General features: G+C 74.1%; 17 protein-coding genes. 7 read left to right on the top strand and 10 right to left on the bottom strand.

All coding sequences use genetic code 11. The annotated features are described in order from the left end of the window. Positions 1-7: 7 nt before the first annotated feature. Together gltX and ACI78Q_RS04785 are read right to left on the bottom strand one after the other, a co-directional pair. Entirely contained in the window at positions 8-1,498 is a 1,491-nt protein-coding gene (gltX, locus tag ACI78Q_RS04780) for a glutamate--tRNA ligase (RefSeq protein ID WP_456922173.1), read from the bottom strand. After that, positions 1,495-2,307 (bottom strand): fumarylacetoacetate hydrolase family protein, encoded by an 813-nt coding sequence (locus tag ACI78Q_RS04785; RefSeq protein ID WP_456922174.1) that lies wholly within the window; start codon positions 2,305-2,307, stop codon positions 1,495-1,497. Before ACI78Q_RS04785 ends, gltX begins: the two co-directional genes overlap by 4 nt. 52 nt (positions 2,308-2,359) lie before the next feature. Between ACI78Q_RS04785 and ACI78Q_RS04790 the strand changes: the two genes are divergently transcribed. The 5 genes from ACI78Q_RS04790 (at position 2,360) to ACI78Q_RS04810 (ending at position 5,371) form a co-directional block, all read left to right on the top strand. Next, positions 2,360-2,737 carry a VOC family protein gene (locus ACI78Q_RS04790; protein WP_456922175.1) on the top strand — a complete coding sequence of 126 codons (378 nt, stop codon included), beginning with the start codon at positions 2,360-2,362 and terminating at the stop codon, positions 2,735-2,737. 22 nt (positions 2,738-2,759) lie between these two features. Continuing rightward, entirely contained in the window at positions 2,760-3,086 is a 327-nt protein-coding gene (locus ACI78Q_RS04795; protein WP_456922176.1) for a putative quinol monooxygenase, read from the top strand. A gap of 24 nt (positions 3,087-3,110) precedes the next feature. Next, positions 3,111-4,229, top strand: a complete 1,119-nt coding sequence (locus ACI78Q_RS04800) for a sensor histidine kinase (protein ID WP_456922177.1) — start codon at positions 3,111-3,113, stop codon at positions 4,227-4,229. Then, on the top strand, positions 4,226-4,879 hold the full coding sequence (locus ACI78Q_RS04805; RefSeq protein ID WP_456922178.1) for a response regulator: 654 nt from the start codon (positions 4,226-4,228) through the stop codon (positions 4,877-4,879). Before ACI78Q_RS04800 ends, ACI78Q_RS04805 begins: the two co-directional genes overlap by 4 nt. 81 nt (positions 4,880-4,960) lie before the next feature. Then, entirely contained in the window at positions 4,961-5,371 is a 411-nt protein-coding gene (locus ACI78Q_RS04810) for a hypothetical protein (RefSeq protein WP_456922179.1), read from the top strand. Between the two features lie 49 nt (positions 5,372-5,420). On the opposite strand, the gene cimA is transcribed toward ACI78Q_RS04810, so the two are convergent. The 3 genes from cimA to serA form a co-directional block, all read right to left on the bottom strand. Then, positions 5,421-7,037 carry a citramalate synthase gene (cimA, locus tag ACI78Q_RS04815; protein ID WP_456922180.1) on the bottom strand — a complete coding sequence of 539 codons (1,617 nt, stop codon included), beginning with the start codon at positions 7,035-7,037 and terminating at the stop codon, positions 5,421-5,423. A gap of 194 nt (positions 7,038-7,231) precedes the next feature. Next, positions 7,232-8,254: a 3-isopropylmalate dehydrogenase gene (locus ACI78Q_RS04820; protein WP_456922181.1), complete on the bottom strand. Its 1,023-nt coding sequence runs from the start codon at positions 8,252-8,254 to the stop codon at positions 7,232-7,234. Positions 8,255-8,270: 16 nt separating this feature from the next. Then, complete coding sequence (gene serA / locus ACI78Q_RS04825; protein ID WP_456922182.1) at positions 8,271-9,872, bottom strand: phosphoglycerate dehydrogenase; 1,602 nt, start codon at positions 9,870-9,872, stop codon at positions 8,271-8,273. A 137-nt stretch (positions 9,873-10,009) separates the two neighbouring features. Between serA and ACI78Q_RS04830 the strand changes: the two genes are divergently transcribed. After that, a complete protein-coding gene (locus ACI78Q_RS04830) occupies positions 10,010-10,774 on the top strand; it encodes a hypothetical protein (protein WP_456922183.1) in 765 nt (254 codons plus the stop codon). Between the two features lie 106 nt (positions 10,775-10,880). Further along, positions 10,881-11,414, top strand: a complete 534-nt coding sequence (locus ACI78Q_RS04835) for a hypothetical protein (RefSeq protein WP_456922184.1) — start codon at positions 10,881-10,883, stop codon at positions 11,412-11,414. Between the two features lie 135 nt (positions 11,415-11,549). Here the strand turns inward: ACI78Q_RS04835 and ilvC are convergent, their stop codons facing one another. The 5 genes from ilvC to ACI78Q_RS04860 all read right to left on the bottom strand — a co-directional run bounded on the left by ilvC (position 11,550) and on the right by ACI78Q_RS04860 (position 20,761). Then, the gene (ilvC, locus tag ACI78Q_RS04840) at positions 11,550-12,632 is read right to left on the bottom strand and encodes a ketol-acid reductoisomerase (RefSeq protein WP_456922308.1); all 1,083 of its coding nucleotides are present in this window, start codon (positions 12,630-12,632) and stop codon (positions 11,550-11,552) included. A 19-nt stretch (positions 12,633-12,651) separates the two neighbouring features. Beyond that, positions 12,652-13,179 carry an acetolactate synthase small subunit gene (gene ilvN, locus ACI78Q_RS04845; protein ID WP_456850168.1) on the bottom strand — a complete coding sequence of 176 codons (528 nt, stop codon included), beginning with the start codon at positions 13,177-13,179 and terminating at the stop codon, positions 12,652-12,654. 118 nt (positions 13,180-13,297) lie between these two features. Next, positions 13,298-15,169, bottom strand: a complete 1,872-nt coding sequence (locus ACI78Q_RS04850; protein WP_456922185.1) for an acetolactate synthase large subunit — start codon at positions 15,167-15,169, stop codon at positions 13,298-13,300. A 283-nt stretch (positions 15,170-15,452) separates the two neighbouring features. Beyond that, on the bottom strand, positions 15,453-18,089 hold the full coding sequence (locus ACI78Q_RS04855) for a putative bifunctional diguanylate cyclase/phosphodiesterase (RefSeq protein WP_456922186.1): 2,637 nt from the start codon (positions 18,087-18,089) through the stop codon (positions 15,453-15,455). 53 nt (positions 18,090-18,142) lie between these two features. After that, positions 18,143-20,761, bottom strand: coding sequence for a putative bifunctional diguanylate cyclase/phosphodiesterase (locus ACI78Q_RS04860; protein WP_456922187.1), 2,619 nt, complete (start codon positions 20,759-20,761; stop codon positions 18,143-18,145). Positions 20,762-20,847: the final 86 nt, after the last annotated feature.

Here is a 20,847-nt window from a genome sequence, read left to right on the forward strand (position 1 = left end):
GGGCCGGTCACCCGGGGACGGCGGCCCGGGCCGCGGCGAGGCGGGCCAGGGTCCGGTCGCGGCCGAGCAGCTCGATCGACTCGTAGAGCGGCGGGGAGACCGTGCGGCCGCTGACCGCCACCCGCACCGGCCCGAAGGCCTGCCGCGGCTTGCGGCCCAGCCCCTCCACGAGGGCGTCCTTGAGCGCGGTCTCGATGTCGGCCGTCGTCCACCCGGGCAGCTCGCGCAGCGCGGTGGTCGCGGCGTCGAGCACCTCGGCGGCGTCCGGGCCGGCCAGCTGCTTGTCCGCGGCGGCCGGCTCGATCTCCACCTCGTCGACGAACAGGAACCGCAGCAGGCCCACCGCCTCCGACAGCACGACCATGCGCTCCTGCGCCATCGGCGCGATCGCCCGCAGCACGCGGTCCTGCTCGGCCGTCGGCGGGTCGCTCACCAGCCCCGCGCCGGCGAGGAACGGGACGACGCGGGCGACGAACTCCTCGACGGGCAGCGCGCGCAGGTGCGTGGCGTTGATCGCCTCGGCCTTCTTCACGTCGAACCGGGCCGGGTTGGCGCTGACCCGGGTGACGTCGAAGGCCTCGACCATCTCGGCCATGGAGAAGATGTCGCGGTCCTCGGCGATGGACCACCCCAGCAGCGCCAGGTAGTTGACGAACCCCTCGGGGATGAAGCCGCGCTCGCGGTAGACGTCCACGTTGGACTGCGGGTCGCGCTTGGACAGCTTCTTGCTGCCCTCCCCGGTCACGTAGGGCAGGTGGCCGAAGCGTGGGGTGCCCGAGGCGACCCCGATCTCGGTCAGCGCCGCGTACAGGGCCAGCTGGCGCGGGGTGGAGGGCAGGAGGTCCTCCCCGCGCAGGACGTCGGTGACGCCCATCAGCGCGTCGTCCACGGGGTTCACGAACGGGTAGAGGGGCACCCCGTTGCCGCGCACGATGACGAAGTCGGGGACCGAGCCGGCGCCGAAGCGGACCTCACCGCGCACCAGGTCGGTCCAGACGAGGTCCTCGTCGGGCATCTTCAGGCGCAGCACCGGCTCGCGGCCCTCGGCCCGGAACGCGGCCTTCTGGGCGTCGGTGAGGAACCGGTCGGCGTTGTCGTAGCCGAGTTTGGGGTCCTGACCGGCGGCCCGCCGGCGCGCGTCGACCTCCTCGTTGCTGGAGAACGACTCGTAGGCGAACCCGGCCTCCAGCAGCCGCGCGGCCACGTCCCGGTAGATCTCGTGCCGCTCAGACTGGCGGTACGGGCCGTGCGGGCCCCCCACCTCCGGCCCCTCGTCCCAGTCCAGGCCCAGCCACCGCAGGCTGTCGAGCAGGTGCCGGTAGGACTCCTCGGAGTCACGGGCGGCGTCGGTGTCCTCGATCCGGAAGACGAAGGTGCCGCCGGTGTGCCGGGCGTGGGCCCAGTTGAACAGCGCCGTCCGGAGCAGGCCGACGTGCACCATGCCCGTCGGCGACGGGCAGAACCGGGTGCGGACGCCGCCCGTGGCGGGGACCGTCATCGCCCGCCACCGGCGGTGGAGACCGTGTCGGCCCCGGACACCGTGTTGGCCAGCGTCCCCAGCCCCTCGACGGTGACCTCCACGCGCTGGCCCGGCTGGATCGGCCCGACGCCCGACGGCGTGCCGGTGAGCACGACGTCGCCGGGGAGCAGGGTCATCACCTGGGAGATGTAGGAGACCAGGGTCGGGACGTCGAACAGCAGCTGGCTGGTGCGCCCCTGCTGGCGCAGCTCGCCGTCCACGGTGCAGGTGACCTCGAGGTCGGCGGGGTCCTTGCCCAGGCCGGGCAGGTCGGTCTCGATCCACGGCCCCAGCGGGCAGAAGGAGTCGAAGCCCTTCGCGCGGGTCCACTGGCCGTCGCTGCGCTGCATGTCACGCTCGGTGACGTCGTTGCCGATCGTGTAGCCGAAGATGCTGGCCGCCGCCTGCCCCGGGCTCACGTGCCGCGCGCCGCGGGCGCCGATGACGACGCCGAGCTCGGCCTCGTGGTGGACGTTGGTGCTGCCCGGCGGGATGCGGATGGCGTCGCCCGGGCCGATGACCGACGTCGAGGGCTTGAGGAAGAGCAGCGGCTCCTTCGGGGCGTCCCCGGTCTTCATCTCCTCGACGTGCGCGGCGTAGTTCTTGCCCACGCACACGACCTTGCTGGGCAGGATCGGCGAGAGCAGCCGGACGTCGGCCTGGGCGAAGCGCTGGCCGGTGAAGGAGATGGTGCCGAAGGGGTGGCCCTCGATCTGGGCGACCTGGCCGTCCCCGTCGAGGACACCGAAGGACATGCCCGAGGGCGAGGCGAAACGGACGATGCGCACGGGTCGAGGCTACTGACCCGCGGCCGGCGCGGTTCCCCCCTACGGTCGCCCCATGGCCTGCCGACTCAGCGAACTGGTCGTCGACTGCCGGGACCCCGAGGCGCTGGCCGCCTGGTGGGCGGAGGTCCTGGGCTACCGGGTGCTGTCCCGCGAGGACGGCGAGGTGGAGATCGGCCCCGAGGCCGGGTTCGGCGGTCCCGCGCCGACCCTGGTCTTCGGCCGGGTGACCGACCCGGCCCCTGGGAAGCCGCGGCTGCACATCGACCTGTCCCCGACCGACCGGGACCAGGACGCCGAGCTCCAGCGGCTGCTGGCTCTGGGGGCGACCCCCGCCGACGTCGGCCAGACTGGCGAGGAGGAGTGGCACGTCCTGGCCGATCCGGAGGGCAACCCGTTCTGCCTGCTGCGCCGGAGGCTCGACCCGCTGTAGCCCCGAGACCGAGGAGGACCCCGTGATCCTGATCGTCATCAAGTTCCCCGTCCGGCCCGACCGGATCGACGAGTTCCGGGCCAAGGCCGACGAGTACGCCGCGGCGGTGAACGCCGAGGAGGGCAGCCTGTTCTTCGAGTGGTCCCGCAGCGTCCTGGACCCGAACACCTTCGTCTGCATCGAGGGCTTCCGGGACTCCGAGGCCGGCGCCTCCCACGTGGCCACCCCGCACGCCAAGGCCGCCTTCGACTGGATGTCGGACCTCGTCGCGGAGCAGCCGCAGATCATCTACATCGACACCCCGGAGGTCAGTGGCTTCGGCCCGATGGGCGAGGTCCGGCCGAGGTGAGGCCGCCCGTGGGACAGTGACGCGGTGAACCGCGCCCTCGCGGTCCTCACCTGCGTCGCGCTGCTCACCGTGGCGGTGGAGGCGACCGGCACGGTGGACCCCTGGCTCGCCGTCGGGCTGGGGACCGTCTACGCCGTCCTGGCGGTGGCCGCCTCCCTGGGGACGGACCGGGTCCCGCCGGCCCGGCGGCGGCCGCTCGCGGTCGGCTACGTGCTGGTGCAGCTGACCCTCGGCACCCTGGTGTTCGGCGCGGCGGGGGCGGGCGTGGGCGCCACCCTCCTCCTGCTGGTCCTCGTCAGCCAGAGCGTCCTGCTGCTCCCGCTGCCCGCCGCGGTGCTCGTCACGGTCGCGGTCTCCCTGGTCCACCTGGGCATGGGCTGGGCCGACTTCCTGCGCAACAGCCTCGGGCTGCTGGGCGCGGCGGCCTTCACCGCCGTGGTGACCGAGCTGCTGCAGCGGGCCCAGCGGGCCCGCGCCGAACTGGCGGAGGCCAATGCCCTGCTGCGCGGGTACGCCGCCCAGGCCGAGGAGCTCGCGACCACGCGGGAGCGCAACCGGCTGGCCCGCGACATCCACGACGGCCTCGGCCACCACCTGACCGTCGTCCAGATGCAGGTGCAGGCGGCGCGGGCTGTGCTGCCCACCGACCCCGGCCGGGCCGACACCCTGCTGGCCAAGGCGCAGCACCAGGCCGGCGAGGCGCTGGCCGAGGTGCGCCGGTCGGTCGCCGCGCTGCGCGGACCGGCGTCCGCCCCGCCGCTGCGGGCGGCCCTGGAGGCGCTGACCGCCGAGGTGTCGGCCACGGGCCTGCCGGTCACGCTGGAGGTGGCCGGGCCGGAGCGCCGGCTGCCGGCGGAGTCGGAGGAGTCGTTGTTCCGCTCCGCCCAGGAGGGGCTGACCAACGTCCGCAAGCACGCCGGGGCGACCTGCGCCCGCGTGGCGCTGACCTACGGGGACGACGGCACCGTGCAGCTGGTGGTCCGCGACGACGGCCGCGGCCTGCCGGCTCCCCGCGACGGCACCGGGCAGGCCACCTTCGGACTGCTGGGCCTGCGCGAGCGCGCGGCCCGGGTCGGCGGGCGGGTGACCGTGGAGTCAACCCCGGGCTCGGGCACGTCGTTGCTGGTGGAGGTGCCCGGGTGAGCGCGGTCCGGGTGCTGGTCGTCGACGACCAGGCGCTGTTCCGCGAGGCGCTGGTGACCCTGCTCGACGCCCGCCCCGAGGTGGAGGTGGCCGGGGAGGCGGGCGACGGCGCCCAGGCGCTGGAGCGGGCGGCCGTACTCCAGCCCGACGTCGTCCTCATGGACCTGCACATGCCGGTGCTCGACGGGATCGCCGCGACCCGGCGGCTGCGGGTGGAGCAGCCGGGTGTCCGGGTGCTCGCCCTGACCACGTTCGACGACGACGAGGACGTGTTCGCCGCCCTGCGCGCCGGCGCCCTGGGCTACCTGCTCAAGGACGTCTCCGCCGACCGCCTGGTCGAGGCGGTGCTGTCCGCGGCCCGGGGCGAGTCGGTGCTCCAGCCCTCGGTGGCGGCCAAGGTGGTCGCCCGCTTCGCGCAGCTCGACGACGTCCCGCGGCCCCGCCCGCAGCCGCTGGTCGTGCCGCTGTCCGACCGCGAGCTCGACGTCCTCCGGCTCCTGGCCGAGGGGCGCAGCAACCGGGAGATCGCCGGGGCCCTGTTCCTCGCCGAGGGCACCGTCAAGAACCACGTGACCAACGTGCTGGGCAAGCTGGGCGCCCGGGACCGGACCCAGGCGGCACTGCGGGCCCGCGCCCTCGACCTGCTCTGACGGGGGTCATGGCCGGCCGTGACCCGGGACCATGACCTCCGGCACGTGGCACGGGCGGCCCGGCGCCCGACGCTCCCGGGCATGACGACGACACAGACCCCGCCCCGGACCACGCACAGCCGCGGCCGGCGCACCTGGCACGTGATCCGCCACTACCTGGAGATGGTCGTGGCGATGATCGTCGGGATGGTGGCCCTGGGCCCGGTCGTGGGGATGCTGTGGCCGGGCTGGGACGACCGCGTCGACGTCCACGCGATGGTCATGGCGACGACGATGGCGATCGGGATGGGCGCGTGGATGCGCTTCCGCGGCCACTCGTGGCGGGCGATCACCGAGATGTCGGCGGCGATGTACGTGCCGTTCGCCGTCCTGCTGTTCCCCTACTGGGCCGGCGCGGTGTCCGGGGACCTCCTGTTCACCGCCGGGCACCTGCTCATGCTCCCCGCCATGGCGCTGGCCATGCTCCTGCGCCCCTCGGAGTACACCCACTGAGCTCGCACGGAGGACGGCGCACCCCGGAGCACGGGGTGCGCCGTCGTGATCAGGACCGCCCGCTCACCGGGGCGCGGTGGCGGACGGCGTAGGTGAGGGCGTCGACCAGCGCGTGCCACGAGGCCTCGACGATGTTGGCGTGGACGCCGACGGTGGTCCACTCCCCCACGCCGTCGGTGGTGTCGACGAGCACCCGCGTGGTGGCGCCGGTGCCGCCCTTCCAGCCGAGGATGCGCACCTTGTAGTCGGCCAGCGACACATCGGCGAGGTGGGGGTACCGGCTCACCAGCGCCTGCCGCAGCGCGTTGTCCAGGGCGTTGACCGGGCCGTTGCCCTCCGCGGTGCTGATGACCCGGTCGGTCGTCCCGTCGTCGTTGGGCAGGTGCACCTTGACCGTGGCCTCGCTGACCACGACGCCGTTGCCCCAGTGCTCGACCGAGGTCTTGTAGCTCTCCAGCTCGAACAGCGGCGCCGGGGCGTCGGGCAGCTGGGCGCGCAGCAGGAGCTCGAAGGAGGCGTCGGCGGCCTCGAAGGACCAGCCGTCGGCCTCGAGCACCTTGACCTGGTCGACCACCCGGCTGATCACGTCTGCGTGCCCGTCGAGGTCCACCCCGAGCTCGCGGCCCTTGAGCTCGACCGAGGCGCGACCGGCCATCTCGGTGACCAGGATGCGCATGTCGTTGCCGACGACGGCCGGGTCGAGGTGGTTGTACAGCTCCGGGCTCACCTTGATCGCGCTGGCGTGCAGCCCCGCCTTGTGCGCGAACGCCGAGGCGCCCACGAAGGGCTGGTGGTCATCGGGGGCGATGTTGGCCAGCTCGGCGATGGCGTGGCTGACCCGCTGCAGCTCGGCCAGGCACGCCGGCGGCACGACCGGGAGACCCATCTTGGTGACCAGGTTGGCGATGAGGGCGAACGTGTCGGCGTTGCCCGCCCGCTCGCCGTAGCCGTTCGCCGTCCCCTGCACGTGGGTGACGCCGGCCTCGACCGCGGCCAGCGAGTTCGCGACGGCGCAGCCGGTGTCGTCCTGGCAGTGGATGCCGAGCCTGCCGTCGACCCGCGACCGGACGTCGGCGACGACCCGGCCGATCCCCATCGGCAGCATCCCGCCGTTGGTGTCGCACATGACCCCGACCTCGGCGCCGGCGTCGAACGCGGCCTGCAGCACCCGCACGCCGTAGTCGCGGTCCTCGGCGTACCCGTCGAAGAAGTGCTCGCAGTCGAGGAACACCCGGCGGCCGTGGCCGACGAAGAACGCGACGGTGTCGCGGACCATCGCCAGGTTCTCCTCCAGTGTCGTCCGCAGCGCCTGGTGCACGTGCCGGACGTCGGACTTGGCGACCAGGCAGACGACCGGCGTCTCGGCGTCCAGCAGGGCGCGCACCTGGGGGTCGTCCTCGACGCGCACGCCGGCCTTGCGGGTGGAGCCGAAGGCCACCAGCTGGGCGTTGCGCAGCTTGAGCTCGGTGCGGGCCCGCGCGAAGAACTCGGTGTCCTTGGGGAGCGCCCCGGGCCACCCGCCCTCGATGAAGCCCACCCCGATCTCGTCGAGCAGCCGGGCCACGGCCAGCTTGTCGGCGACCGAGTAGCTGACGCCCTCACGCTGGGCGCCGTCGCGCAGGGTGGTGTCGAAGACGTGGAAGTCGAGGGCTGTGTCGAGGGACATCGAGTTCTCCAGGGGGACGAAACCGGCCCCGAACACGAAGAAGACCCCCCGGGAACGGGAGGTCTGCGCGCAGTCGGGAGGGGGGACTGCGCGCTAGGCGATGATGATCAGGCCGGTGGGGTGCATCACGTCGAGTAAAGCACGCGCCCCGCCGTCCCCGGCACTCCCGTACCGGGGACGGCGGCGACGACGGTTCAGCCGCTGGCGAGCGCCGCGAGCCGGTCGCCGACCTCCGCGGTGCGGATCTGCGCCTGCGGGTCGCGGGTGGACAGGTCGAAGGCGACCGCGGCGTTGACCTTCCGGGCCTGCTCGGTGCGGCCGAGGTGCTCGAGCAGCAGGCCCACCGACAGCACCGTGGCGGTCGGGTCGGCCTTGCCCTGCCCGGCGATGTCGGGCGCCGAGCCGTGCACCGGCTCGAACATGCTCGGGTTGGTGCCCGAGGCGTCGAGGTTGCCGCTGGCGGCCAGCCCGATGCCGCCGGTCACGGCCGCGGCGATGTCGGTGACGATGTCGCCGAAGAGGTTGTCGGTGACGATGACGTCGTAGCGGCCCGGGTCGGTGATGAAGAACATCGAGGCGGCGTCGACGTGCTGGTAGGCGACGGCGACCTCCGGGAACTCCGCGGAGACCTCCTCCACCGTGCGCGACCACAGCGACCCGGCGTGGGTGAGCACGTTGGTCTTGTGGATCAGCGTGAGGTGCTTGCGCGGCCGGGCGACGGCGCGCTCGAAGGCGTACCGGACCACCCGCTCGACGCCGAACGCGGTGTTGAGGCTGACCTCGGTGGCCACCTCCTGCGGGGTGTCCTTGCGCAGGACCCCGCCGTTGCCCACGTAGGGGCCCTCGGTGCCCTCGCGGACGCACAGCATGTCGATCGGGCCGGGGGCGGCCAGCGGGCTGGTGACGCCGTCGAAGAGCCGGGCCGGCCGCAGGTTCACGTGGTGGTCGAGCTCGAAGCGCAGCCGCAGCAGCAGGCCGCGCTCGAGGATGCCCGGCGGCACCCCGGGGTCGCCGACGGCCCCGAGCAGGATCGCGTCGTGCTGGCGGAGCTCGTCGAGCACCGTGTCGGGGAGCAGCTCCCCGGTCCGCTGCCACCGGGAGGCCCCGAGGTCGTAGGGGGTGCTCTCCACGTCGGGAGCCACCTCACGGAGGACCTTGAGGCCCTCGGCGACCACCTCCGGACCGATGCCGTCTCCAGGGATCACTGCCAGGCGCATGGCCACAGACCCTAGGTCAGCGCGGGGTGAGGTCCGCCGAGCGGGCCTCACGCGCGCCGATCCGGCCGGCGATGTCGCCGAGCAGCTCCGCGGGCACCGGGCTGTCCACGGTCACCGCCATGAGCGCCTCGCCACCGCGCTGGGTCCGGCTGACCTGCGCGCCGGCGATGTTGATGCCGGCCTCCCCCAGCGCGGCGCCCACGGTGCCGACGACGCCGGGCCGGTCGGTGTAGACGAAGAACAGCAGGTAGCCGGAGGGGTCCAGGTCCATGTCGAAGCCGTTGATCGTGACCAGCTTGGGCACCTGGTTCTTGCCGAAGAGGGTCCCCGAGACGGTGACCTCCGTGCCGTCGGCCATCGCGCCGTGCAGGCTGACCAGGTTGCGGTAGTCCGGGCTCTCCACGTCGCTGGTCAGGGCGACGTCCAGGCCGCGCTGCTCGGCGAACAGGGGGGCGTTGACGTAGGTGACCTGCTCCTCCACGACGTCGGAGAAGACGCCCTTGAGCGCCGCGAGCTGCAGCACGGAGTCGTCGAACTCGGCGATCTTGCCGCGCACCTCGACGGTGACCGACTGGGCCAGCCCGCCGGCGACCGCGGTGAACAGCCGGCCCAGCTTCTCGGCCAGCGGCAGACCCGGGCGGACGTCCTCGGCGACGACGCCGCCGGCCTGGACGTTGACCGCGTCGGGCACGAACTCGCCCTGCAGCGCCAGCCGCACCGAGTGGGCGACGGCAGTGCCGGCCTTGTCCTGGGCCTCGGTGGTCGAGGCGCCCAGGTGCGGGGTCACGACCGTGTTGGGCAGGCCGAACAGCGGGCTGTCGGTGCAGGGCTCGGTGGCGTACACGTCGAGGCCGGCGGCGCCCACCTGGCCCGACCGCAGCGCGTCGGCCAGGGCGGCCTCGTCGACCAGGCCGCCGCGCGCGGCGTTGACGATGATCACGCCACGCTTGGTGGTGACCAGCTCCGCGGCGCCGATGAGCCCGAGCGTCTCCGGCGTCTTCGGGAGGTGGACGGTGATGAAGTCGGCCTCGCGGAGCAGCTCCTCCAGCGACACCATCCGGACGCCGAGCTGCGCCGCGCGACCCGGCTGGATGTAGGGGTCGTAGGCGATGAGCGTGACCCCGAACGCGGCCAGGCGCTGGGCCACCAGCTGACCGATCCGGCCGAGGCCCACGACGCCGACCACCTTGTCGATGACCTCGACGCCGGTGAACTTCGACCGCTTCCAGGTGCCCTGGCGCAGCGACGCGTCGGCGGCGGGGATGTGCCGGGCGGCGGCCAGCAGCAGGGCCACGGCGTGCTCGGCGGCGCTGACGATGTTCGACGTCGGGGCGTTGACGACCATGACGCCGCGCTCGGTGGCCGCGGCGACGTCGACGTTGTCCAGGCCGATGCCGGCCCGGGCCACGACCTTGAGCTTCGGGGCAGCCGCGAGCGCCTCGGCGTCGATCTGCGTGGCGCTGCGGATCATCACCGCGGACGCGTCGGCCAGTGCCGGCAGCAGCGCGGCGCGGTCGGCGCCGTCGACGGAACGGATCTCGACGTCCCGCCCGAGCACCTCCAGCACGCTGGGCGCGAGTTCTTCGGCGATCAGGACGACGGGCGCGGGCGCAGTCACGGGACCACAGCCTAAGGACGCCGCTCCCCGCTCGGGCGACACCTCCCGCGAGGGGGGTGGGTGTGCTTGCCCACGCTGAGGTGCGCCGACATCCTGACCGCGCAGAGTCGGCACAGCCGGCGCCGACGGAGGAGACCATGAGCACCCACGACAACGAATCCGGCAGCAGCTCCGGCTCGCCCCAGTACGGCCAGAGCCCGCAGTACGGCCAGGACCCCCAGTACGGCCGGGGCCCGCAGTACGGGGAGGCCCAGCAGCCCGGGCAGTACGGCCAGTACGGACAGTACGGGCAGCAGCCCTACGGGCAGGGCCCCGGCCAGCAGTACCAGCCCTCGCCGTACGGCCAGGGCCAGGGCTACCCGCAGCAGTACGGCCAGGGCGGCTATCCCCAGCAGTACGGCGAGTACGGGCAGTACGGCCAGTCGGCGGTACCGGCCAAGCCCGGCGGCGTCGTCACCGCCGCCGTCCTCGGCTTCGTCTTCAGCGCGATCGGCGCCCTCGCGACTCTCGGCCTGCTGGCCGGCGGCGCGGTGTTCGGGTCGATCATCGACGACCTGGCCGAGGCCGACCCGACGGTCGGCGAGGTCGACTCCGGCGCGGTCACCGGCATCCTGGTCTTCTTCGGAGTCCTGGCGCTGGTCTGGACCGTGCTGATGATCTGGGGCTCGGTGTGGGCCCTGACCGGCCGCAGCCGCGTGCTGCTGCTCGTGGGCGGCTCCATCGCCCTGGCCTTCACCGCGCTCGGGCTCGTCACCAGCCTGGCCGACGCCGGCAACAGCGGCGTCGGCGGCATCATCACCAGCCTGCTGTTCTTCCTGGCGGCGCTGGCGATCGTCGTGCTGCTCGCGAGGAAGCCGGCCCCGGCCTTCTTCGCCGCCCACCGCGCCCGGCGCGGGCGCTGACCTGCGGCTCCGGGGGGCGGCAGCTCCCCGGAGCCGGACGGGCGGCCCCACACTCCGCCGCCCACCGTTCCGACGCGGCCCCGCCGCCCAGGAGGATGCTCACCCCATGTCGACCCCCAGCGGACCCGAGCCCGACCACGCCGCCGCACGCGGTCCCGAGGACCAGCCCGGCTGGGGCGCGCCTCCGCCGCCGGGCCAGGGTCCCGGCACGCCGACCCCGGGTCGGCCGGCGTCGTCCGCCGGTCCGGGCGCGACTCCCGGGAAGCGGCCGCCGCAGGTGCTCGCCGCCGCGTTCCTCGGCTTCGTCGTCGCCTTCTTCCTGCTGATCGGGGCGCTGGTCCTGTTCGCGGCGTCGTCGCTGTTCGGGGCGCTGAGCGCGATCTTCGGCATCCTCTACCTCGCGCTGACCGCCCTGAACGTCGTCGGCGGCGTCCAGGCCGTCCAGGGCCGGAGCAGCAAGCTGCTGAAGATCGCCGGGGGCATCACCGCCGGCCTCGGCGTGCTCTCCCTGGTCACCTACCTGGTCCAGGGCAGCTTCGACTTCTCGACGCTGGTGTCGATCCTCATCGGCGCCGCGATCGTCTTCCTGCTGGTGCAGCCGGCGTCCAAGGCCTGGTTCGCCGCCCGCGGCACGAGATAGTCCAGAACGCCCGAGGCCCCCGCTGCCGGCTCGGCAGCGGGGGCCTGGTGACGGGGCCTGGTGACGTACTGGAGCGGCCACCCTTCAGGGCCCCGCGCCGAGCGTGCGAGGCGTGGGGGGAAGGGTGGTCCTTGCTCAGTTGCGGGCGGCGGTCCCGGTGTAGTCGTCGGACGCCGACACCCAGCTCATGAGGCCGCGCAGCTTGCGCCCGGTCTCCTCGATCGGGTGCGCCTCGGCCTCGGCCCGGCGGCGCTTGAAGTCCGGCGCGCCGGCGTCCTGGTCGGCGATGAAGGCCGCGGCCCAGGAGCCGTCCTTGATCGCGGCGAGGACGTCCTTCATCGTCGCCTTGACGTGCTCGTCGACGATCTTCGGACCGGTCGTGTAGTCGCCGTACTCGGCGGTGTCCGACACCGACCAGCGCTGCTTGGCGATGCCGCCCTCGTACATGAGGTCGACGATCAGCTTCAGCTCGTGCAGGCACTCGAAGTAGGCGATCTCCGGCTGGTAGCCGGCCTCGATGAGGGTCTCGAAGCCCGCGGCCACCAGCGCCGACATGCCGCCGCAGAGCACGGCCTGCTCGCCGAACAGGTCGGTCTCGGTCTCCTCGGCGAAGGTCGTCTTGATGACGCCGGCGCGCGCGCCACCGATGGCCTTGGCGTAGGACAGCGCGATCTGCAGCGCCTGCCCGCTGGCGTCCTGCTCGACGGCGACCAGGCAGGGCACGCCCTTGCCGTTCTCGAACTCGCGGCGCACCAGGTGGCCGGGGCCCTTGGGGGCGACCATGGCGACGTCCACACCGGCCGGGGGCTTGATGTAGCCGAAGCGGATGTTGAAGCCGTGGCCGAAGAACAGCGCGTCGCCGTCCTGCAGGTTGGGCTCGACCGACTCCTTGTACAGGTTCCGCTGCACGTGGTCGGGCGCGAGGATCATGATCAGGTCGGCCTCGGCGGCGGCCTCGGCCGGCGTGACGACCCGCAGGCCCTCGGCCTCGGCCTTGGCCCGGCTCTTGCTGCCCTCGGGCAGACCGACGCGGACGTCGACACCCGAGTCACGCAGCGACAGAGCGTGCGCGTGCCCCTGGCTGCCGTAGCCCAGGACGGCGACCGTGCGCCCCTGGATGATCGACAGGTCGGCGTCGTCGTCGTAGAAGATCTCGGCGGCCATCTGCTGTGCGGTTCCCTTCGTTGTGCTCTTCGCTGATGAAGCGCAGTGGGTGATGCGGCTCTGGGGGTCGGGTTCAGGCGGTCCGCTCGACCGGGCGCAACGTACCGGCGCCCGACATCGACCGCGGACCCCGCCCCAGGGCCACGGTGCCGGACTGCGCCATCTCCTTGATGCCCAGGGGGGCGAGGACGGCGAGCAGCGCCTGGAGCTTGTCCGGCGTGCCGGTGGCCTCGAGGGTCACGGTGTCGGTGTTGACGTCGATGACGTGGGCGCGGAACAGCTCGGCGGTCTGCAGCACCTGGGTGCGGTCGGCCATGGGAGCGCGCACCTTGACCAGCAGCAGCTCCCGCTGGACGGCACCGGCCGCCTCGAGCTCGACGATCTTGATGACCTCGATGAGCTTGTTCAGCTGCTTGGTGATCTGCTCCAGCGGCTGGGTCTCGGCGTCGACCACGATCGTCATCCGGGACAGGTCCGGGTTCTCGGTCGGCCCGACGGCCAGCGACTCGATGTTGAACGCGCGCCGGCTGAACAGCGCCGAGACCCGGGCGAGGACGCCGGACTTGTTCTCGACCAGGACCGACAGGGTGTGGCGGGTCACTGCTCACTTCCTTTCAGGACCATCCGGTCCCGGGACGGCCCCCTCCAGGGTCCCGCCCGAGCCTGCGAGGAGCGGGGAGGAGGGGGTCCTTCTACGAGCGATGGAGGGAAGGGGGGTCCTACACCTGTCCGTCGCCGAAGACCGGGCGGATCCCGCGCGCGGCCATGATGTCGTCGTTGCTGGCACCGGCGGCGACCATCGGCCACACCTGGGCGTCGGAGCCGACCACGAAGTCGATGACGACCGGGGCGTCGTCGATCGCCATGGCCTTCTCGATCACCGCGTCGACGTCGTCCTTGCTCTCGCAGCGCAGGCCGACACAGCCCAGCGCCTCGGCCAGGGCGACGAAGTCGGGGATGCGCACCGGCTTGGGCGTGCCGTTCTCGTCGACCGGGTGCAGCTTGGTGTTGGAGTAGCGGCCCTCGTAGAACAGGGTCTGCCACTGCCGGACCATGCCGAGGTTGCCGTTGTTGATGACGGCGACCTTGACCGGGATGCCCTCGATGGCGCAGGTGGCCAGTTCCTGGTTGGTCATCTGGAAGCAGCCGTCGCCGTCGATGGCCCACACGGTCGTCTCGGGGCGGCCGTACTTGGCGCCCATCGCGGCCGGGACGGCGTAGCCCATCGTCCCGAGCCCGCCGCTGTTGAGCCAGGTGCCGGGCTTCTCGTACTTGATGAACTGGGCGGCCCACATCTGGTGCTGGCCGACGCCCGCGGCGTAGATCGCGTCGGGGCCGGCGATGGCGCCGAGCCGTTCGATCACGTACTGCGGGGACAGCGCGCCGTCCTCGGGCCAGTCGTAGCCCAGCGGGTACTTCTGCCGCCACGAGTCCAGCTGCGCCCACCAGGCGGCGAGGTCGGGGGTGCGCCCGGCCTCGTGCTCGGCGCGCAGGGCGACGACGAGCTCGGCGATCGTCTCGCGGGCGTCCCCGACGATCGGGACGTCGGCGCGGCGGTTCTTGCCGATCTCCGCGGGGTCGATGTCGGCGTGGACGACCTGGGCCTCGGGGGCGAACGAGGACAGCTGGCCGGTGACCCGGTCGTCGAAGCGGGCGCCGAGGGCGATGAGCACGTCGGCCTTCTGCAACGCGGTGACCGCGGCGACGGTGCCGTGCATGCCGGGCATGCCCAGGTGCTGCGGGTCGCTGTCGGGGAACGCGCCGCGGGCCATGAGGGTGGTCACGACGGGAGCGCCGGTGAGCTGCGCCAGCTCGGCCAGCTCGGAGGTGGCCTGCGCCTTGAGCACGCCGCCGCCGACGTAGAGCACCGGCCGGCGGGCGCCGGCGATGAGCGCGGCGGCCTCGCGGACCTGCTTGCCGTGCGGCCGGGTGGTCGGCTTGTAGCCGGGCAGGTCGAGCCGCGGCGGCCAGTGGAAGTCGGTGGTCGCCTGCAGGACGTCCTTGGGGATGTCGACCAGGACCGGGCCCGGGCGGCCGGTGGCGGCCAGGTGGAACGCCTCGGCGATCCGCTGCGGGATCTCGCGGGCGTCGGTGACCAGGAAGTTGTGCTTGGTGACCGGCATCGTGATGCCGCGGATGTCGGCCTCCTGGAAGGCGTCGGTGCCGATCGCGCCGCTGGGCACCTGGCCGGTGATCGCGACGATCGGGACCGAGTCCATGTAGGCGTCGGCCAGCGGCGTCACCAGGTTGGTCGCGCCCGGACCGGAGGTGGCCATGCAGACGCCGACCCGCCCGGTGGCCTGCGCGTAACCGGTGGCCGCGTGGCCGGCGCCCTGCTCGTGCCGGACCAGGACGTGGCGCACGTGGGAGTCGAACAGCGGGTCGTAGGCGGGCAGGATCGCCCCGCCGGGGATCCCGAACACCACCTCGACGCCGACCGCCTCGAGCGAGCGGACGAGGCTCTGCGCCCCGGTGCAGCCGAGGAGCGGCTCGGCGGCGGCCTCGGCCACCGACCGGGCGGCGGTCTCGACGCCGGCGAGCGCTGCGGCGGCTTCGCGTGTCGCGGACTCGCCGGGGGTGGTGCTGTTCATGGCGTCTCCTGGCAGTGCCCCCGGTGGGGGCGTCGGTTCGGGGGCCGTGCGGTGTGCACCGCGGGTGCCTGCGGGCGCGGGCCGGCCGTCGTCCGGGAGTCCAGGGGGCCCGCAAACGAAAGACCCCTCGTGCCTGCGGGCACAGAGGGGTCAGCGCATCGGTCGGGCGACCGACGCGCTAGGCGACTACGAGGAGCAGGCAGGCGGGGCGCACCCGCTCACTGTGCGCCTCGACGCGGCCGCACGTCAACCACCCCGTCCCACACAGTGGACACCGAGGTGCTCAGACGTGGGACGGCACCGCGAGACCGTCGAGCACCGCCGGGTCGAACCGGGCCAGCAGGTCCGGCAGGTCGGCCGCGGGCACCGGGTGGCCCAGCAGGTAGCCCTGCAGGTACCGGCAGCCCAGGCCACGCAGCGCCGCGAGCTGGCCGGCCGTCTCGACGCCCTCGGCCACGACGTCCATGCCGAGGGTGCGCCCGAGCTCCACGACGCTGCCCACCAGCGCGGCGGTGCGCGGGTCGGACTCGATGTGCGCGACGAACGCGCGGTCCATCTTGAGCACCTGCACCGGCAGCCGGGCCAGCCGCGCGAGGCTGGAGTGCCCCTTGCCGAAGTCGTCCAGCGACAGCACGCAGCCCATGCTCCGCAGCGCGTCGAGGTCGCCGTCGGTCCGGTCCCCGGCGCCCATGAGCACCGACTCGGTGAGCTCCAGCATCAGCCGGTGCGCCGGCACGCCGGAGCCGGCGAGGACCGCCGCGACGTCGGTCGCCAGGCACCCGGCCTGCAGGTGCCGCATCGAGACGTTCACGCCGAGCTGCAGGTCGTGTCCGGCGGCGAGCATGGGGGCCAGCGCGGCCGTGGCCTCGGCGAGCACCCACCGCTGCAGCGGCACGATGAGGCCGTCGTCCTCGGCCAGGCCGACGAACTCCTCGGGCGGGACGGCGCCGAGCTCCGGGTGGTCCCAGCGGACGAGTGCCTCCACGCCCAGCACGCGCCGGTCCGGGACGCCCACCACCGGCTGGTAGGCCAGCGACAGCTCGCCGCCGGCGATGGCCGCGGGCAGGTCGCGGGCCAGCCGCGCGCGGCGGTCCACCACGCGGTCGAGCGCCGCACCCGAGGAGCGGACGCAGTTCTTCCCCGCCGCCTTGGCCGCCCGCAGCGCGAGGTCGGCGCGGCGCAGCGACTCGAGGGGCTCGTCGCCGGAGCGCAGCGGGGCGACACCCACGCTGCCGGAGACGCGGAAGACCAGGCCGCCGTCGGCACTCCCGTGCGGGGCGACCGGGCGGTGGTCGCGGTCGAGCAGCCCCACGAGCCGCTCGGCCAGCGCCGTGGCCTCCTCGCGTCCGGCACGGACGAGGACGGCGAACTCGTCGCCGCCCAGCCGCGCCACGACGTCCCCGTCGCGGGCGGCCGCGCGCAGCCGGTCGGCCACCTCGCCCAGCAACCGGTCACCGGCGTCGTGCCCGGCGACGTCGTTGACCGCCTTGAAGCCGTCCAGGTCCACCAGCAGCAGGCACCCGGGGGCCGGGGTGGCCAGCGCCGTGCGCAGCGCGGCCATGAACCGCGCCCGGTTGGGCAGGCCGGTGAGGAAGTCGGTGTAGGCCAGCCGCTCCAGCTCGCGCTGGGCGCTGGTGCGGTCGGTGACGTCGCGCAGGTGCAGCACCAGCCCGTCGTCGTCCCCGGTGCGGGCGGCGCCGGAGACCTCCACCTCCCGCCAGCTCCCCTCCTGCGTGGACAGGCGCACCGTCGCGGGCAGCTCGGCCGGCTGCTCGCCGGCCCGCACGGCGACCGCCACCCGCTGGAGGCGTTCCCGGTCCCCGGAGTGGACGAGGCCGAGCAGGACGCGACCGGAGAGCTCGCGGTGGCTCCAGCCGAGGTGGTCCCACGACCGCCCTGACGTCCAGGCCACCCGGCCGGTCCGGTCGAGCAGGACGGTGACCGCCTCGCCGCTGTGCAGCAGCGCGCGCAGCCAGCCCTCCGTGCTGCGGACACGCCGGGTCAGCCGCTCGCCGTCGGCGGCCCACACGAGGCAGCGCACGAGGGCCAGCAGCATCAGCACGGTGATGCCGGCGCCCTCCAGCGGCGAGACGGTGCGCCCCGCGGTGACCCCGATGGCGAGGAAGAGCGCGACGCCGAAGGCCGCGCAGTTGCTGAACAGAACCCCCGCCAGCGGCAGCCCGGCCGCGGGCTCCGCGTCCTCGCCGGTGCGGCCGGGGTCGACGTCGACCGCCCGCAGCGCCGCCGCCAGCATGGCCAGCCACGCCAGGCCGGTGACGACGTCCAGCGCGGGCTCGTGGGTGGTGACGGCGAGGGCGCCGCTGAGCACCACGACCGCGAGCGCGACGGAGGCGGCCAGCAGCCAGCCGGCCGCCCGGCGCCGGCCGTCGTGGATCGCGGCCACGGTGACCAGGCCCACGCCGCACAGCAGCGCGCCCACCGCCGGGTAGCCGACGGAGACCAGCGGGTCGGACACACTGCCGGAACGGGCGCCGGCGTCGGCCAGGAGCGCCTCCCCGGACAGACCGACCGCCACGAGCACGATGACGCCGTCGAGCAGCGCGCGGGAGCCGATGGCGCGGGTGCCGGCGGACGACAGCAGCCGGGCACAGGTCGCGATGGCGGCGGGCACGGCGGCCAGCAGCGGCAGGTCGTGCCAGCCGGCCTCGCTGGTGTTGATCCCGACACCGGCCAGCGCGCTGCCCGCCTGGCCCAGCCCCAGCAGCAGCATGGTCAGCGCGAGCGCGCGCCACGGACCGGCCGAGGGACCGGGCAGCCGTGCCCCGTGGCGGGCGATGACCACCGCGGTGACCCACGAGGCGGCCGCGAGCAGGACCGGACCCAGGCGCAGGGCGGCGTTCCCCGCCGTGGTCTCGACGACCACGAGCGCGCCGGCGAGCACGGCGAGCAGGACGAGCACGGCTCCCGAGCTCCGTCCGCGGACGGAGGCTCGGCCGGCCGGGGTCCCCGCCATCAGCGGGAACCGACCAGGCCCGGCCACAGCACACCCGCGCCGTCGCAGAGCAGTTCGGTGAGCTCGGCCAGCCGCATCGGGCGCGCCAGCAGGAAGCCCTGGGCGAACCCGCAGCCCAGGCCGCGCAGCGCACCGAGCTGGGCCGGGGTCTCCACGCCCTCCGCGACGACGTCCAGGCCGAGGGCCCGGCCGATGGTCACGACCGACTCGCACAGCGCGCGGCTCTTCGGGTCGCGGTCGACCCGCGCGACGAAGGACCGGTCCAGCTTGAGGACGTCGATCGGCAGCCGGGTCAGGTCGGCCAGCGAGAACCGGCCGGCGCCGAAGTCGTCGAGCGCGACGTGCACGCCCATGAGCCGCAGCGCCTCGATGTCCACGCCCACGTGGTCGCCGTCGGCGAGCACGGTCGCCTCGGTGATCTCCAGGACCAGTCGCTCGGGCGGCAGGCCGGTGGCGTGCAGCACGGCGGCGACGTCCCCGACGAGGGTGCGCGCGGCGACGTGCGAGGCGGAGATGTTGACGCCGAGCTGGAGGGGCGCGCCGGTGTGCGGCAGCGCGACCGCCGCGGTCGCCGCCTGCTCCATGGCCCACCGCTGCAGCTCGTCCATGACCCCGGCGCGCTCGGCGACGGGCACGAACTCGGCCGGCGGCACGTCCCCCAGCTCCGGGTGGCGCCAGCGCAGCAGCGCCTCGATGCCGCTGATCCGCTGCTCCTCCAGGGAGACCACCGGCTGGAACAGCACCGTGAACTCCCCGCGGGTCCAGGCACCGGGCAGGTCGTCGCGCAGCCGGTCCCGCCGGGCGGCGGCGTTGCCCAGCGCCGGCCGGTAGCGCAGCGCCGTCCCCGGCCCGGAGGCCGCCGCGGCCCGCACGGCGAGCTCGGCGCGGCCGGTCAGCTCCGCGACCGTCGCGCCGGTGGTCAGCTCGACGACGCCGATGCTCGCGGCGAGGTCGAAGATCCCCGCCGGGGTGTCCACCGGCTGCTCGATGACCGACAGGCAGCGGTCGGCGAGCAGGTCGACGGCGTGCGCCGGCCCCTCCACGAGGACGGCGAAGGTGCCGCCGCCGAGCCGGGCCACGACCTCCGGACCCCGGACGGTGGCCCGCAGCCGGCGCGCGACCTCGACCAGCACGACGCTGGCGACGTGGGTGCCGGCGTGCTCGCGCACCTCCTCCAGGCCCTGGAGCTCCACCAGCAGGAACGTGGTGCAGGGGACGCCGGGGCCGCCGGCACGGGCCAGCAGCTCCTCGACGGTCCGCCGGCAGCCGGCGCGGTTGGGCAGGCCGGTGAGGGGATCGGTGAAGGCGACCTGCTCGAGGACGCGTTCGCGCTCGACCCGCTCGGTGGTGTCCCGGCAGTGCAGCACGACCGCTCCGACGTGCGCGTCGGAGCGCAGGTCGGAGACGCTGGCCTCCAGGTGCCGCCAGGTGCCGTCGGCGTGCTGCACCCGCAGCGTGGCAGAGCAGGCCGACCCGTCGCCGTCCCGGTGCAGTGCGCGGGCCACCGGGAGGGCGTCCTCCGGGTGGACCAGCTCGAGCAGGTCCCGGCCGACCACGGTCCGGCCGGGGTCGCCGAGCACGCTGCCGAACACCGGCGAGGCCCAGGTGACCCGCAGGTCGTCGTCGAGGATGAGCACCGCGTCGCCGCTGGAGGCGACGAGGGAGCGGAAGTAGGACTCGCTGCGCCGCAGGCGGGCGCCCATGCGCTGCTCGTCGCGGGCGGTCACCCACCGGTGGACGACGGACAGGACCGCACACAGGACGACACCGCCGATCATGAGCGGGCTGGGGCGACCGCCCACGACTCCGGCGGTGACCAGCCCCAGCAGGGCGGCGAGCATCGCCAGGTGCGGCAGCAACTGGCCCAGGTGGGTGGAGCGGCCGCTGCGGGCCCGTCCGGGCCGTGCGTCGGCGGCCCGCCCTCCGGGGTCGGCCAGCGCGGCCGCGGCGACCAGGAACAGCCCTGCGACGACGAGGAAGCGGCTGGCGTCGGTCACGGCGACGGCGCCGGCGAGCGTGGCGGAGGTGCTCAGCGCGCGGCCGGTGGTCGCCGCGACAGCGCCGGCGAGCAGCAGCAGCGCCATGCGCTGGCGGTGGCTCTCGATGGCCCCGAGCAGCACCAGCGCCGCCGTCATCGTCCCGGCGGTGACCACGGCGGCGGCCGCCAGCACGGCCGCCTCGCCCAGGCCCAGTTCCAGCCAGCTGCGGTGCGGGCCGAGCACGAACAGCTGCACGACCAGCAGGCACGCGGTGCCGAAGAGGGCCAGCTCGACGCCGGACCGGGCACCGCGGCGCAGCCGGCCGCGGTCGACGAGGGTCAGGGTGCCGAGGACGAAGATCACGTAGCCGGGCACCGTCGGCAGCCACCGGAGCAGCACCCGCTCCATCGGGTCGTCGGGCTCCATCGCCAGCACGGTGAGGAAACCGAGGACGGGCAACAGCGGCGTGACGGCGACCAGACGCCAGCCTCGCGCACCCGACTGGTGGCGCCGTCCGGCACACCACGTCACAACGGACGTGACGCCCCCCATGACGGTGACCGCGACGTCCGCGGCGAACCCGGGACCGGTCGTGCCGGCGGCCACCGCACAGGCGGCCGCGGCCAACACGGCGCTCACGAGGAGCACCCACCTCAGCCTGTCCACACCGGGGGTGTCGGCACCTCGCGCCGCGCACCGCAGCGGAGCGGGAACGTGCTCACCCC

It is taken from the genome of Geodermatophilus sp. SYSU D00705, from assembly GCF_054050135.1.

What these genes read in the sequence shown, in the direction of transcription:
- gltX (WP_456922173.1), bottom strand. Translation starts at nt 1,498, where the DNA reads ATGACGGTCCCCGCCACGGGCGGCGTCCGCACCCGGTTCTGCCCGTCG.
- ACI78Q_RS04790 (WP_456922175.1), top strand. Translation starts at nt 2,360, where the DNA reads ATGGCCTGCCGACTCAGCGAACTGGTCGTCGACTGCCGGGACCCCGAG.
- ACI78Q_RS04810 (WP_456922179.1), top strand. Translation starts at nt 4,961, where the DNA reads ATGACGACGACACAGACCCCGCCCCGGACCACGCACAGCCGCGGCCGG.
- cimA (WP_456922180.1), bottom strand. Translation starts at nt 7,037, where the DNA reads ATGTCCCTCGACACAGCCCTCGACTTCCACGTCTTCGACACCACCCTG.
- ACI78Q_RS04820 (WP_456922181.1), bottom strand. Translation starts at nt 8,254, where the DNA reads ATGCGCCTGGCAGTGATCCCTGGAGACGGCATCGGTCCGGAGGTGGTC.
- ACI78Q_RS04830 (WP_456922183.1), top strand. Translation starts at nt 10,010, where the DNA reads ATGAGCACCCACGACAACGAATCCGGCAGCAGCTCCGGCTCGCCCCAG.
- ACI78Q_RS04835 (WP_456922184.1), top strand. Translation starts at nt 10,881, where the DNA reads ATGTCGACCCCCAGCGGACCCGAGCCCGACCACGCCGCCGCACGCGGT.
- ACI78Q_RS04850 (WP_456922185.1), bottom strand. Translation starts at nt 15,169, where the DNA reads ATGAACAGCACCACCCCCGGCGAGTCCGCGACACGCGAAGCCGCCGCA.